The organism is Exiguobacterium sp. KKBO11 (assembly GCF_001644945.1).
GTDB lineage: Bacteria > Bacillota > Bacilli > Exiguobacteriales > Exiguobacteriaceae > Exiguobacterium_A > Exiguobacterium_A abrahamii.
The window spans coordinates 1137901-1150778 of record NZ_LUCU01000011.1 but is presented as its reverse complement, the minus strand read 5'-3'; the positions used below and the strand labels follow the sequence as shown (position 1 = coordinate 1150778).

Sequence of the window (12878 nt, the reverse complement as noted above, 5' to 3'; positions counted from 1 at the left end):
TGTCCTCCTTCTATTTCTCTTACTTGATGATCGTCAAGATCTGTGTGTTTGCCGTCGTGACCGTCTCGTCCGTCGGTAGGATTTCCGCATAACTCTGAGTGTTCGTGATAATGATTGGCGTGATCGTCTCGAGTCCATGCGCTTCAATTGCTGTCGCATCAAACGTTACGAGTAGATCGCCTGTCGTCACGGATTCGCCTTCTTTGACGTGAAGCGTAAACGGTTTACCGTCGAGCGTCACGGTCTCAAGACCGACATGGATCAAAACTTCGACACCACTCGTCGAGCGTAATCCGATCGCGTGACCTGACGGGGCGACCATGACGACGGTTCCGTCAAACGGAGCCGTAACCCGGTTGTTCGTCGGACGAATCGCTACCCCTTGTCCCATCGCACCGGAAGCAAATACAGGATCCGGTACATCTGATAAAGCAACAATCGTTCCTTCAAGTGGTGCGCGAAGCGTCTCTTCGTTTGTCAGAGTTGCGCTGACTTCTTGTTTTGCAACTGGTGTCGCTGTACTTTCAGATGCTACGACCGGAGCAGCCTGCTCCCCGAAACCGAACACTTGAATCAAAACGATGGGTAGAATCAAGGCAATCGCCGTTCCAATCAATAAGCCGATGATCGACGATGGATAGTCGGAATCGATGCCGTTGACGAGCGTCAATGGTCCCGGTAACCCAGCGTAGGCAAAGTAATACGGTTTAAAGAAACTTGCCGTGACAGCACCGATTGCTCCTGAGATACAGCCATAGATGAACGGTTTTTTAAAACGGAGCGTCACCCCATAGATAGCTGGTTCCGTGATACCGAAGATGCCCGTCAGTCCGGCTGAGACCCCGACTTTTTTCGTTTCTTTGTTACGTGCTTTCAAGATGACCCCGATGACGGCACCGATTTGGGCGATGACGGCAATCGTTTGGTAGGCTTGGAACGAGTCGCGACCATATTGCTCAAAGTTTGCGAGTACCATCGGCGTGACACCCCAGTGGACACCGAAGATAACGATGACTTGCCAGAAGCCACCGATGATGAGACCAGCTACCGCAGGAGCATTCTCCGCTAAGTAGTTATACCCGTTTGCGATCCCTTCTGCACCAAGTGTCGTGATCGGTCCGATCAAGAGAATCGTAAGCGGCACCATCAATACCATACTGAAGAATGGAACGAACAACGGACGAATGACTTCATGAATCGTCTTGTTCAGGAATCGCTCAACATAGGACAAAATCCAGACGAGGAATAATGGCGGTAAGACCGATGACGTATACGTTGTACCGGATAAAGCGATTCCTAGGAACGTGATGGATTCACCGGCAGTGATGCGTGCTGCGATATCTGTCCATGTTGGACTGACCAGTGCCGCACTACAGGCGACCGCGATGAAGGCGTTGACCTTAAAATGATTTGCTGCCGTGATGGCAATAAAAATCGGCAAGAACGTAAATGGTGCCCATGAGATGAAGCTGAAGACTTCATAAGTACCTGTCTTCGCAAATACTGGAAAAGCGAGCGTCGTCAAAATTAAAGTTCCCTGCAGAATCCCCGCTGCAGCTAAGATGTAGACGAACGGTGCAAAGACGGCTGACATCGTCGCTATGATTCGGTTGAGGACCGTTCCTTTCGGTGCCTCTTCCGTTTCTGGTTGCTCCAGATCGACGAGTTTCGCAAATTCTTGATGGACTTCTCCGACGTGTTGACCAATGACGACCTGAAACTGCCCGCCAGACTCAACGACCGTAATGACGCCAGGTAGTGCACTGACTGTTTCCTTAGCTGACGAATCCGATCGTTTCAAGACGAGACGAAGTCGAGTTGCACATCGGACGGCGCTGATGACGTTGTCTTCGCCACCTACAGCTTCTAATATCGAATGCGCCAATTGTTGATAATCGCGAACCTTGCCCATATCGTGTACCTCCCCTGAATATGACGCTTGAATACCCTTTCATTTTAATTGTACATGCACAATTAATCAATACATAAATAATTAAATTTAACATGTTATTATTCAACAGAAGGCTTATGCTATACTAAAGAAAGAAAAAGTTCGCAAGAAAAGAAGGTGTCCTATGCTGAAATACCAACAGACGGCCGATGAAATCGAACGGTACATAGAACAACATGAGTTGAAACAAGGGGACAAACTACCGATTCTCGAAGAGTTGATCCGGCAGTTCGCCGTCAGTAAGACGACGATGACAAAATCACTTGAGTTACTCGAACGAAAAGGAATCATTTTTCAAGTCCGCGGAAGCGGGATTTTTGTCCGGAAGACGAATCGCACCGGCTATATTCGTCTGTTCTCGACCCAAGGATTCAAGCAGAATCTCGTCGGTCATACGATTGAGTCGACTGTTCTTGCACTCGAACCAATCGATGCAACGAATAACATCGCGAAGAATCTCGGGATCGAGGCAGGTGAGACGGTTTATTACGTCAAGCGAATCCGCTACATCGACGGCAAGATCCTCTGTCTCGAAGAGTCTTACTATCGCCAATCAATCGTTCCGTACTTAAATCGTGAAATCGTCGAGCAGTCGATCTTCGAATACTTAGAGACAGCACTCCAATTGAATATTGGGTTCTCGGATATGTACATGCACGTCGGGAAGTTAAGCGCTGAGTCGGCTCGTCATTTGGATCTCACCGAGGGCGATCCTGCCATGACGATTGAGACGGTGTTTCATTTGACGAACGGTCGTCCGTTCGACTATTCCGTCATCACTTACCACTATGAACATTCGCATTTCGTCGTTCAGGCGAATGGACTATATTTATGAGGAATGGAGCTAAATCAAATGAATCGTGAACTCATTCTGTATTACGGAATGCTTATACTCGGAATCATTACACTTTTTGGTGGCATCTTCTTTACGATTGATACATGGAAAGACTCGACAGAAACATTTAAAGACAAACTTCAGTTCATCTTCATCACGTTACTTGGATTTGGACTACTTTACTGGACGGTCCCTAGCCTATCGCAAATCGTCTTCAAGGACTACGCTGTCATCAAAGGTGACTGTTATGTAGAGGAAAACTCAGGCAAGACGCGATCCATGTCTATTATTTTCGACTCAACCGAAGATTATGAGGATTTTACCTTTCAAGATTATCCGGAATTAGGAGCGTACGGAGAAGACGTGCCCTATTTCTGTCGTGTCATTTCAACAAAGAACCATCGATTTCCGATTTCCTATAAAATTTACGATTCTAAGACACATAAACAACTCTCCTCTTCCGAAGATGATTAAAACAAAAAGGATTGCATGAGCTGATGCCCATGCAATCCTTTTGAAGTGCTTACAGTAATGAGACAAGCCAATCGTTGTCTCATTTCATTGTGTTATAACCGAATCTCTTCTTTACTCGAATTTTCGAGATACAGTTCTCCATCAAATGTCGTTAAGGCAATCACTTTCCCGTCTTTTTCATACCACGCCGTTGCGCCTTCACGATCGAGTTCTTTCCAACCGGCTTGACGAATCCGAGTCCCATAGAGTAAACCCGGTCCGTCAGTTTCCGAGACTAGACGGGTTTTGATTTTCCACTCGCCTTGTTTTTCAACTGCCGTAGCAAATCGCGGCACCGGAAAACCGGATACTTTTGATTCTTGAAATCCAGCATACCAACTACCGATGACTACAATGAGCCCAAGACATACAATGGCGATCCATTTCTTCTTCATAAGTATTCTCCTTTTACTTTCCATCTTCATTTTAAAATTACCAAAAAATAGTTTAACTTCCCTCATCCTAAAGGCGGATTACTGATTTTTTAGTTGTGAAAACATATGAAAATTGTTTCGAATTTATGAAAACATCCAAAAAAATTTCAATTTTTTTCATAAAAAATGCACACCCCTGTTCGTCCTTAGAGTCGCAACGGTTTGATAACTCCCGGCACAGAGCCATTTTCAGTCATTTTCAAGTGGTTAAGCGTATTAGCAACTTGACTTCATTTCCTGCTATGGTACGATACGAACTTATCAAAGGGAGTGAACAGAACTTATGAAATTCAGAAAAGAAAAAGTCAATGTCGTTGACATGCAGCAAACCAAAAAGAGTGTCTACGCGACCGGAATTGGGAATGCGATGGAATGGTTCGATTTTGGTCTTTATTCCTATCTCGCAATCATCATCAGTCAAAACTTCTTTAGCGCTGTTGAAAATGATGAACTGAAGCTCGTCTTTACTTTTGCGACCTTTGCGATCGCTTTTTTAATGCGACCAATCGGCGGAATCGTCTTTGGACGAATTGGAGATCGACTCGGGCGGAAGGTCGTCTTAACAACGACGATCGTCATGATGGCTGGTTCCACGCTCATCATTGGTCTATTACCGACCTACGATCAAATCGGAATTTGGGCACCGATCCTGTTATTGTTAGCCCGGATCTTACAAGGATTCTCGACTGGCGGTGAATATGCCGGCGCAATGGTCTACATCGCTGAGTCATCACCAGATAATAAACGAAGTGCTCTCGGAAGTGGACTTGAAATCGGTACACTCGGTGGATATATTCTCGCCTCATTACTGGCTACAACACTTTTCGTCACCTTATCGGATGATCAAATGGCATCTTGGGGATGGCGGATTCCCTTCATTCTTGGGGCACCACTCGGTTTATTTGGTCTCTATTTACGTCGTCACTTGGATGAATCACCGATCTTCGAAAATGAGATTAATGAAAACACAGAAGAGCCTGCGACATTCCGCGAAATTCTTCGCGACCACAAACGTGATATCATCGTTTGTTTCATCGCTGTTGCCTTCTTCAATATTACGAACTACATGCTCTTATCCTACATGCCATCGTACCTCGATGAAGTCATCGGCATGTCAAGTTCGACAAGTACGATTCTAATTACTGGTGTCATGGTGATCATGATTCCGCTCGCTTACTTCTTCGGGAAGCTCAGTGATAAAAAAGGGAATCGTAATATCGTCCTTTTCGCGTTAGCCGGACTATCGTTGCTTTCAATCTTGTCGTTCTTCTTGATTGGTCTGAAACCACTCTTGTTCGTCGGAATCGGGATCTTCATCCTTGGCTTCTTCTTGGCGATCTTTGAAGGAACGATGCCAAGTCTTCTACCGAGTATCTTCTATACGGATGTCCGTTACCGGACACTATCCGTGACGTTCAACGTCTCGGTCTCGATCTTCGGTGGAACGACGCCACTCGTTTCGACTTGGCTCGTCCATACGACACAAAATCCGCTTGCTCCTGCTTTCTATCTAACAGCAGTCAGCGTCATCGGATTCGTCACGTTCTTCTTCTTCTTTAAAAATACAGCCGGAAAAGCACTTAAAGGATCGCATCCGACTGTATCGAGTGAAAAAGAAGTCGCGTCGATCGCGAAGAAACCAGACGATGCCCTCTGGTGGGCAGAATAATTGCTATAAGTAAGAGCCGTCTTCCACAGAAGACGGCTCTTTTTAGTAGACAGCACTCAACTCTTTTACGACTCGGTCCGCGACTGCGAGTTCCTGCTCTTGTGCAAAATCGAACTGACAACCGATTGCAGCGAGCCCGTTCGCATGCGCCGCTTTGAAATCAGATAAGCGGTCACCGACAACGTAGCCTGACGAGATATCGTGCATCTTACAAATCTCCCGTACGAGTGCTGATTTATCACCGGAACGAATGTCTTCAATGCTATAGACATGATCGATATACGCTTCAAGTCCATACGTCGTCACGATTGCTGACAAGTAGGATGGCCACCCATTACTAGCGATATAGACGGAGTGACCCGCTTGTTTCAAACGAACGAGCAACTCGACCGTTCCTGGATATAAGCGACCGTGCCCCGCTTTGACTGCCTGCTCTAAGCTACGTCGAAACTTGTGATCCGCAGCCTGTTGGTCTGTGGCTGAAAAGTCCGGTAGTAACGTCTGCCAGACTTCCGGTAACGAGACGCCCATGATCTGCTGATAGAGGGCGAGTGGGGTTTCCCCCTCCCAGCGTTCCGTTTGACGCAACTCTTGAAAGACCTCTTCTAGCGCATGCGCCAGCACGGCATTCGTTTGAAACAACGTTCCATCCATGTCAAAAATGTAGTGTGTCATTCGCTCTCCCCTTTTGCTCTTGATTTATCATTTGAATCACGGATTCTATCGATCTATCCTCAGCAATCAGACGATCCGTCGAGCGGTGATCTTGATCAATCCACCAACGTTTCATATCCGTCTCAGAAAACTCCGTCGGTTGCCGCATCGCATGGCGACGGACGGTTTCTTCGAATGAGACGTCAAAATAATACGCAGTGTACCGTGACGTAAAGCGGCGTTCTAACCGGTCAATCATCTCACCGTACCAGTCCTGTGCAAGAATTCCTTCCAGCAGAATCGTCGCGTGGCGTCCATCAGCAAGTCCGATCAACTCTTCGATCCAGCGAATCGCCGAATTTCCTGGTCCATCTTTTACGTTCAACATCTCCCTGCGGATGACATCTTGCGAGAATAAGATGCTATCCGGTAAGACCGATCGTAACGCTTTTGCAAGCGTCGTTTTTCCACTACCAGAATTCCCACGGATGACGATCAAACGCGACTTCATGTCGTGAACCAGTCCCCGTTTAAGGCAGCAATGTACCGCTCTGCAGAGCGCGCTACTGCTTCAGACGCACCGATTTCGATTTTCCGATGAAAGGCGTCATATAATTTTTCAAAGTGAAGCGGACGTAACGTTTCTGCCATTCGCGCGACCGTCTTTGCCGGAAGCGGAATCACATTCGGATAGCTGTACATGAAACTGACCCATGCCCGATCGGCAACGATCCGAATGATGTCTCCTGTCAACAACAGCCCCGCTGATGCGTCTTTTCGTTCACAAATGACTGCTCCTTTGAAGTGACCACCTACGCGATGTAACATCAAATCTTCCGTCAACTCCAAGCGTTCACCACTCCATAAGATGATGCGCTCGCTTGGTCGCGTCACGAACGACGCATCATCTTCATGAATATAGATCGGCACGTCAAAAGTCTCCGCCCATTCGACTTGTGTCGCGTAATAATGCGGATGTGATAAAGCAATTGCCTGAATCCCGCCTAATTCGTCAAGTTGCTCTTTCGTTGTTGAATCAAGATATGTAATGCAGTCCCATAACAAGTTGAACGATTTTCCTTGGACAAGATATGCCGTCTGACCGATACCAAACGCCGGTGTCGTCTGAATCGCATAGACGCCTGCTCCGTCGTCGCTAATGACGTTTTGATACGTTCCTGACGTTTGCATGGCAGCGAGCGTCGTCCACGTTTGACCAGTTGGATTGACATACTGTCGTTCCTCTAAGCAAATCGGACATGTTTCGCGCTCTGGATTGATTTGTTCAACACCACACGTCGTACAGATGATGGTTTCCATATCATCATTCCCTTCCTATTCGTAAATGATTTTCCTGATATATCATACCATATTCCATTTATAGGGATTGGAGGGATTAAGAGGCGGTTATCGAAAGGAACATGTATGAAAACAAAGGAGGAGATTCTGATGTCAATTTCGACCCACCTCATTGCGCCCCGCTTGAACGCTGTCTTTTTGCATGTTCAGGATGTGAAACGTGCCGCCGCTTGGTATCACCAGTTACTGCAGCTGCCGTTTGATGCGTCGCGCGTCTCGTCACCTGTCTACAATCTTCCACTTGAGGGTCCAACGAGTTTGACGCTCGATGATCATACGAATGACGCAACGTACCGACATCACCCTTCTCCCCATGCCTTGTTTAATTTTTATACGACGGACATCGATGCATCCTATCAGTTTGTGCGGTCACTACACGCACCCATCATTCGAGACATCGAACGTTTCGATGACTTTGCTTACTTTACGTTTGCAGATCCCGACGGCAACGTCTTGATGCTCTGTACAGGATAAGACAAAAGCAGGTCGAGCCACATTAGTGGTTCGACCTGCCTTGTTTAACGAGATGTTCGATCGTCATTTATGACGCTTTGAAAACGTTCTGTGAACCGATTGATTGCCTCTTCCGTGTCTAAAATACCTAAAAACCAGATCTTTTTGTCTTCCGAAAATGTAAGATGCAGTGACCCTTCTATTGTGGACTTCACTTCAAGCGTAGCAATCGTATCCGACTTCATTAAAGTCTTTTGTGATAGAGTGACCAGTTCATTCGTCAACGTTTCGCGTGTACCTTCTGATGTCTTTTCACGAAGTAGATGAATCGTTTTGCGGAGCAGTTCGGTCTTTGAAACACTTAAAAGATTCAATTCGCGGATTTCGAAAGTATAGGCGTTCTTGTCTGCCCCGGATTGTTGAACGATGAATCGCGGGGATTGCACTAAGCGTTGAATGAAGTGAACGAACATTCCGATGGTCATTTCGGACATTGCAAAAACCTCCCTTTTACATGGATCAATGGACGGATGCCTTTAATCCTTTATCTGAATGGGATTAAAGTCCCTTATTATAATTTAGACAGTGAACAGAATGAAGGTACAATCCCCCTTCAATATAGCTAATACAATAAACAAGTACAAATTGAACATGTTTTAGGTGTAAAAACAAGATTCGAATAGCATCCGAATCTTGTTTATAGTAACATAAGAGATACTAGTTTTTAGTATAAACGGATCATAATTAATTATGAATGTCTGTTTTCATTATGTACAAGGATAAAGAGCCAGAGAGCAATCCTTTGTCTCTGACTCTTTACTTCAATCATTGATCGGTGGCGCAATTAAGTCTAGTAACGTATAGGCTTGAAGAGCGTCCGTGAAGGACGTGAATGCTTGATCGAACGCTTGTCGTGTGTTCTGTAAACTACCATTTTTATTTGGAACCGTCACATTTTCGAGATAAGACACTTCTTCGAATAAATGGACGATTTCTCCTAATGTAATCGTATCTGGCGATTTCGCTAACTTGAATCCACCATTACGACCTTGTACGGAGATTATGAGACCGAACTTACTTAAAGAATGGACAATCTTCATTAGATGGTTTTTAGAAATATCGTAATGTGTTGCTACTTCTTGAATTTGTACAAGTCTAGTCGGATGCGACGCTGCATAAATTAGCACACGAATAGCATAGTCCGTAGAGCGAGTCATTTTCATCCATTTCACCTTCTTTTTAATTCCTCTTACAGAAATAGTACAAAAGCTCTCTCGCTTTCACAATTGATAGTGTGGTTTCAAGTGCAGCAACAAATAATCAACAGTGATTTTGCACATAATATATAGCCTATCTTATAGGATAAGAAGTGCGAAAATCTAGTTGTTTTTTCGTAAAAAGGCAAAATGATATTTTAGAAATTTGTAACTCTTGTTTCCTATCACGAATATCCAAACGAATTGAATGGTCGTCCACTCTTAAAAATGAAAAGCGTTTAGATTTTTCTTCTGTTTACGAATCGATGAATAGTGGAACACAATTAATAACATGTATGAAAATGATATGAATAATATAGAACTAGGAAGTGAAAAAAGTGGAAGGTGATTTAAATCAAATCGTCTGCTGTTTGAACCAAGATTTCAGACAACAGCGAACTGTGTTTAGTGCATTGACCTTGAAAGAAACCAATCCCTGTATCGTCTTAATGGAAGATCATCTTCATAGGCAAATGAATGATGCGCTGTATCAATATCCAGAATTTATTGTAGAACTAGAAACGTTGATTTACCGATGTTTGATCGATGTGCGAGGAGCCCGTGAATCCGTCTCACCTTCCGAGATTTTTATTTCCAAAGCTCAGTTATACTCGCCTTATCATTATTTAGTCACATTTTTATGAACAAGTGTGATTCGACCGTTCAGATTAGAAGAAAGATCCAATATTAAGCTGAATAGTTGATTTTATATCACTCGGATCTGGCCCAACCAAAAATATAGTATTTATTTTAGTTAAACGACAAAAAACTGCGATTTAGATGAAGGCGGTTTTTTCCTATTTCAATCATGAAACCGAGCACGCGTCTCTGATGTAGGGAGCGCACAATGTTGTTTTACACCGAACCACTGATGTCGATTTTTGGCGACAACATCATACACACAATCTCGGAATGACCGTGGAAAAATACGTAAAATAGTCAACAGTTTCCATCCACCATGTAAATGACGAGCAATTCGTAACGCGGCGTCCGATTTGATATAGGGTACTCCTCGTTCAATTACGACGACACTGTCAATCGTTGCCGGGAGATGATGACGCTTTACGAATTCTTGTCCGGTCTTTCCTTGTAACGATGCAAAATCATGATACCCTTGGTCTCGTTTTAAGATGAACTGGACGCTTGCGTCACAGAGATTACACTCTCCATCAAATAAGACGATTGCTTTCATGAGTGATTCATCCTTCCCGTACTGTTTATCGAATTACTGTGTTACTTACACTTTACCTTTACTACACTCTTTTTTGATAGGCGTGATGTCATGATGTTAAATATTGATAACGCTTTCTTTCTCAGTCCTCCATACGCTATACTAATTTCTGTAAACATCTGGTTTTTATGAATGTATTTACATAAAGGAGAATACATATGACTCGACCTATTGCCATCGTAACCGGCGCCAGTCAGACACGCGACATCGGAGCTGCCATTTGCCGCCAGCTTGCCTCGTCCGGACATGACCTGGTCTTTACTTATTTTAAAGCAACAGCGGATTGGGCGGCTAGTTTTACGACCGAACTCGAAAATCAAGGTGCCCGCGTCCTTGCGATCGAGCTAGATTTAGGTCAAGCAGATGCTGCTGACGATTTATTCAATCAGGTAGAAGACTTTGGAACACCAAGCATCCTGATCAACAACGCTGCCCATTCGACGATGACGGATTGGAAAACGCTTGATGCAAAAAGTCTCGATCAACACTATGCCGTCAATCTCCGAGCACCGCTGTTGCTTGCGACACGTTTCACGAAACGATTCGCTGAAGCACATCTAACGTCCGGTCGTATCATTCAACTGACGTCCGGACAAGATCTCGGTCCGATGCCTGACGAGATTGCTTACGCTACGACAAAAGGTGCCTTGTCGACATTTACAAAGACTTACGCGGCAACCGTAGCACCGCTTGGCATCACCGTTAATGCGGTCAATCCGGGTCCGACAGACTCGACTTGGATGGATGAAGCAACACGGACAGCGCTTAAACCTAGTTTTCCGTTCGGGCGAATCGGTGCGCCAGAAGACGTCGCACGATTGATCCAATTCCTCGTGAGTCCTGACGGTAGCTGGGTGACTGGACAGATCATTCATTCCGAAGGCGGCTTTGAACGCTGAACATAGAGAACATAAAATCCCCCCTGATTTTTACATCAGGGGGGATTTTTGCGTTATCGAAAAACCGGACCCGTTTCCGTCAAAAAATCGTTCCAGGCTGTTTGATGCAGTTCGCTATAGAGTTCTGGCATTTGGTCTCTTTCAAAAAAAGCAATATCGAGTGATTCATCGGAATCAATCGTCAATTGCCCCCCATTGATTCGGCAAACGAAAAAATGGACGATCGGTTGGGCGACATCCCCGTTCGGATACATCTCTTCGTACTTCGAATAGACACCACTCAAACGTTCAATCGTGACATGAAAACCGGTCTCTTCGAAAATCTCACGCTGTGCGGCTTCGACAATCGACTCTCCCAGTTCCAGTGCGCCACCGGGAAAGCCCCATGCTTGTTGCTCCCGCCGTTTTTGAAGAAGAATGCGCCCCTCCTCGTCGAAGACGATGCCACCCGCAAAGTTCAACATCACTTTTTCTTGACCGACCTTACTGCGAAGAAAACGTATGTAGTCCATCTGTCGCCCCTTGAAGTTTGACGTGCTTCAGCCATGCAATCAGTTGCTTGATCATGGCATCGGTAACGGTATGGTTGACACCTGGAAAAACGTCTAATACGGTCGTTTGCGCCATACCTGCTTGAACAGCTGTCCCGTGATAAAACTGCTGGATCGATAGTGGAATGATGTCATCGGCATCGCCGTGCAGGAGCAATCGCGGACGCTCATCCATCACACTGATCGGATCGAGCTTCCATGGTACATCCTCCTGTTTGATGGCAGGTCGCCCGTCACGAACGCGGAATTGACGTTCCGCTTCAAGATAGGCACCGCCCCCATTGATCGCAACAAGCGCTTTAATCGGCTGACGTGCCATGATTCCATGGGCAATGAACCCACCCATCGAGACGCCGATTGCCATCACATCTGAAACATGCCAGCCTGATTGTTCGATGATAGCTGTCGCTTCCGTAATCGATTGTTCGACGACCGTCCAAAAATAGGTCGTCGTTACTTCTGAATCAAACGGATGATCAAACGGTTTACGTTGATCATGCCGAAGGAGTTCCGGAATAAAGACATCGAATCCTTCTTCAGATAATTGTTGTGCAAACTCTAGATAAGAAACAGCCGTTCCGCCCCAACCATGGTAGAGCAGAATGGCTCCCGTTGGTTGAGAGGCGCGGACACTATGGACATGAAAATCAAGCTTCATTTTTTAGCTTCTCCTGGTTCAAGCGGACGATCGTTTTCGCGAAGTCATCCTCCGGTAATCGTTGTCCGTTCTTGAGAAACGGTTTCCAGTACGGTCGAATCTTAAATAGTGAGACCGTATCACGATAGACTGTTCGGCGGACGATTTGTTTCGTCGTCAACGGCAATCCGTTCTCGCTTTCAACCTGGATGCCGCAAATCTGACCACCAATCGTTTTTCCGTTCAACAGTTTTAATTGCGCGACTTCTCCTAGAAAACTGATCGTCGGTTGTGTCACGACAGCGTGAACGACTTCTGACTTCACACGTCGTAACACCGTTTTTTCGATGAAGGCGGAAAGTCCGAAATAAACAGCTTGGTTGATGATGTACGCACCGATTCGTCGTTTAGTCGTTGAATGCATGGGTGGTCCTCC

The 12878-nt window shown here is 45.5% G+C and carries 17 protein-coding genes; 6 read left to right on the top strand and 11 right to left on the bottom strand.

Annotated features, from left to right (window positions below; genetic code table 11):
* Nucleotides 1-19: 19 nt before the first annotated feature.
* Nucleotides 20-1912, bottom strand: coding sequence for a beta-glucoside-specific PTS transporter subunit IIABC (locus tag AYO36_RS05935; RefSeq protein WP_064299750.1), 1893 nt, complete (start codon nucleotides 1910-1912; stop codon nucleotides 20-22).
* A 163-nt stretch (nucleotides 1913-2075) separates the two neighbouring features.
* Here AYO36_RS05935 and AYO36_RS05930 point away from each other — a divergent pair, with 163 nt between their 5' ends.
* Nucleotides 2076-2786, top strand: coding sequence for a GntR family transcriptional regulator (locus AYO36_RS05930; protein WP_064299749.1), 711 nt, complete (start codon nucleotides 2076-2078; stop codon nucleotides 2784-2786).
* A gap of 18 nt (nucleotides 2787-2804) precedes the next feature.
* Nucleotides 2805-3260 (top strand): hypothetical protein, encoded by a 456-nt coding sequence (locus AYO36_RS05925; protein ID WP_058713243.1) that lies wholly within the window; start codon nucleotides 2805-2807, stop codon nucleotides 3258-3260.
* A gap of 92 nt (nucleotides 3261-3352) precedes the next feature.
* Here AYO36_RS05925 and AYO36_RS05920 read toward each other — a convergent pair whose 3' ends face one another.
* Nucleotides 3353-3694 (bottom strand): hypothetical protein, encoded by a 342-nt coding sequence (locus AYO36_RS05920; protein ID WP_064299748.1) that lies wholly within the window; start codon nucleotides 3692-3694, stop codon nucleotides 3353-3355.
* 322 nt (nucleotides 3695-4016) lie between these two features.
* Between AYO36_RS05920 and AYO36_RS05915 the strand changes: the two genes are divergently transcribed.
* Entirely contained in the window at nucleotides 4017-5402 is a 1386-nt protein-coding gene (locus AYO36_RS05915) for an MFS transporter (protein ID WP_023468496.1), read from the top strand.
* A gap of 42 nt (nucleotides 5403-5444) precedes the next feature.
* Here AYO36_RS05915 and AYO36_RS05910 read toward each other — a convergent pair whose 3' ends face one another.
* Genes AYO36_RS05910 through AYO36_RS05900 form a run of 3 tightly spaced genes read right to left on the bottom strand, consistent with a single transcriptional unit; the run spans nucleotide 5445 to nucleotide 7376 of the window.
* Complete coding sequence (locus AYO36_RS05910) at nucleotides 5445-6077, bottom strand: HAD hydrolase-like protein (protein WP_064299747.1); 633 nt, start codon at nucleotides 6075-6077, stop codon at nucleotides 5445-5447.
* Nucleotides 6058-6567 carry an AAA family ATPase gene (locus AYO36_RS05905; RefSeq protein ID WP_064299746.1) on the bottom strand — a complete coding sequence of 170 codons (510 nt, stop codon included), beginning with the start codon at nucleotides 6565-6567 and terminating at the stop codon, nucleotides 6058-6060. The genes AYO36_RS05910 and AYO36_RS05905 overlap by 20 nt, the downstream gene beginning before the upstream one ends.
* Nucleotides 6564-7376 (bottom strand): MBL fold metallo-hydrolase, encoded by an 813-nt coding sequence (locus AYO36_RS05900; RefSeq protein WP_064299745.1) that lies wholly within the window; start codon nucleotides 7374-7376, stop codon nucleotides 6564-6566. Before AYO36_RS05900 ends, AYO36_RS05905 begins: the two co-directional genes overlap by 4 nt.
* 129 nt (nucleotides 7377-7505) lie before the next feature.
* Between AYO36_RS05900 and AYO36_RS05895 the strand changes: the two genes are divergently transcribed.
* Nucleotides 7506-7889 (top strand): VOC family protein, encoded by a 384-nt coding sequence (locus AYO36_RS05895; RefSeq protein WP_231681718.1) that lies wholly within the window; start codon nucleotides 7506-7508, stop codon nucleotides 7887-7889.
* 44 nt (nucleotides 7890-7933) lie between these two features.
* Here the strand turns inward: AYO36_RS05895 and AYO36_RS05890 are convergent, their stop codons facing one another.
* Nucleotides 7934-8362, bottom strand: coding sequence for a hypothetical protein (locus AYO36_RS05890; RefSeq protein WP_064299744.1), 429 nt, complete (start codon nucleotides 8360-8362; stop codon nucleotides 7934-7936).
* A 327-nt stretch (nucleotides 8363-8689) separates the two neighbouring features.
* Nucleotides 8690-9091 (bottom strand): RrF2 family transcriptional regulator, encoded by a 402-nt coding sequence (locus AYO36_RS05885; protein ID WP_035397050.1) that lies wholly within the window; start codon nucleotides 9089-9091, stop codon nucleotides 8690-8692.
* A gap of 371 nt (nucleotides 9092-9462) precedes the next feature.
* Between AYO36_RS05885 and AYO36_RS05880 the strand changes: the two genes are divergently transcribed.
* The gene (locus AYO36_RS05880) at nucleotides 9463-9768 is read left to right on the top strand and encodes a hypothetical protein (RefSeq protein ID WP_064299743.1); all 306 of its coding nucleotides are present in this window, start codon (nucleotides 9463-9465) and stop codon (nucleotides 9766-9768) included.
* 158 nt (nucleotides 9769-9926) lie between these two features.
* Here the strand turns inward: AYO36_RS05880 and AYO36_RS05875 are convergent, their stop codons facing one another.
* Nucleotides 9927-10316: a thiol-disulfide oxidoreductase DCC family protein gene (locus tag AYO36_RS05875; RefSeq protein ID WP_064299742.1), complete on the bottom strand. Its 390-nt coding sequence runs from the start codon at nucleotides 10314-10316 to the stop codon at nucleotides 9927-9929.
* 197 nt (nucleotides 10317-10513) lie between these two features.
* Between AYO36_RS05875 and AYO36_RS05870 the strand changes: the two genes are divergently transcribed.
* Complete coding sequence (locus AYO36_RS05870) at nucleotides 10514-11254, top strand: SDR family oxidoreductase (protein WP_064299741.1); 741 nt, start codon at nucleotides 10514-10516, stop codon at nucleotides 11252-11254.
* Between the two features lie 53 nt (nucleotides 11255-11307).
* Here AYO36_RS05870 and AYO36_RS05865 read toward each other — a convergent pair whose 3' ends face one another.
* From AYO36_RS05865 to AYO36_RS05855, 3 genes are read right to left on the bottom strand one after another with little or no spacing between them, the layout of a single operon-like run.
* Entirely contained in the window at nucleotides 11308-11766 is a 459-nt protein-coding gene (locus AYO36_RS05865; protein WP_064299740.1) for an NUDIX hydrolase, read from the bottom strand.
* Complete coding sequence (locus tag AYO36_RS05860; RefSeq protein WP_064299739.1) at nucleotides 11738-12463, bottom strand: alpha/beta fold hydrolase; 726 nt, start codon at nucleotides 12461-12463, stop codon at nucleotides 11738-11740. The genes AYO36_RS05865 and AYO36_RS05860 overlap by 29 nt, the downstream gene beginning before the upstream one ends.
* Nucleotides 12453-12866: an RDD family protein gene (locus AYO36_RS05855; protein ID WP_064299738.1), complete on the bottom strand. Its 414-nt coding sequence runs from the start codon at nucleotides 12864-12866 to the stop codon at nucleotides 12453-12455. The genes AYO36_RS05860 and AYO36_RS05855 overlap by 11 nt, the downstream gene beginning before the upstream one ends.
* Nucleotides 12867-12878: the final 12 nt, after the last annotated feature.

Coding starts and splice junctions, on each gene's coding strand:
- AYO36_RS05935 (WP_064299750.1), bottom strand. CDS start 1,912: ATGGGCAAGGTTCGCGATTATCAACAATTGGCGCATTCGATATTAGAA.
- AYO36_RS05930 (WP_064299749.1), top strand. CDS start 2,076: ATGCTGAAATACCAACAGACGGCCGATGAAATCGAACGGTACATAGAA.
- AYO36_RS05925 (WP_058713243.1), top strand. CDS start 2,805: ATGAATCGTGAACTCATTCTGTATTACGGAATGCTTATACTCGGAATC.
- AYO36_RS05920 (WP_064299748.1), bottom strand. CDS start 3,694: ATGAAGAAGAAATGGATCGCCATTGTATGTCTTGGGCTCATTGTAGTC.
- AYO36_RS05915 (WP_023468496.1), top strand. CDS start 4,017: ATGAAATTCAGAAAAGAAAAAGTCAATGTCGTTGACATGCAGCAAACC.
- AYO36_RS05910 (WP_064299747.1), bottom strand. CDS start 6,077: ATGACACACTACATTTTTGACATGGATGGAACGTTGTTTCAAACGAAT.
- AYO36_RS05905 (WP_064299746.1), bottom strand. CDS start 6,567: ATGAAGTCGCGTTTGATCGTCATCCGTGGGAATTCTGGTAGTGGAAAA.
- AYO36_RS05900 (WP_064299745.1), bottom strand. CDS start 7,376: ATGGAAACCATCATCTGTACGACGTGTGGTGTTGAACAAATCAATCCA.
- AYO36_RS05895 (WP_231681718.1), top strand. CDS start 7,506: ATGTCAATTTCGACCCACCTCATTGCGCCCCGCTTGAACGCTGTCTTT.
- AYO36_RS05890 (WP_064299744.1), bottom strand. CDS start 8,362: ATGTCCGAAATGACCATCGGAATGTTCGTTCACTTCATTCAACGCTTA.
- AYO36_RS05885 (WP_035397050.1), bottom strand. CDS start 9,091: ATGAAAATGACTCGCTCTACGGACTATGCTATTCGTGTGCTAATTTAT.
- AYO36_RS05875 (WP_064299742.1), bottom strand. CDS start 10,316: ATGAAAGCAATCGTCTTATTTGATGGAGAGTGTAATCTCTGTGACGCA.
- AYO36_RS05870 (WP_064299741.1), top strand. CDS start 10,514: ATGACTCGACCTATTGCCATCGTAACCGGCGCCAGTCAGACACGCGAC.
- AYO36_RS05865 (WP_064299740.1), bottom strand. CDS start 11,766: ATGGACTACATACGTTTTCTTCGCAGTAAGGTCGGTCAAGAAAAAGTG.
- AYO36_RS05860 (WP_064299739.1), bottom strand. CDS start 12,463: ATGAAGCTTGATTTTCATGTCCATAGTGTCCGCGCCTCTCAACCAACG.
- AYO36_RS05855 (WP_064299738.1), bottom strand. CDS start 12,866: ATGCATTCAACGACTAAACGACGAATCGGTGCGTACATCATCAACCAA.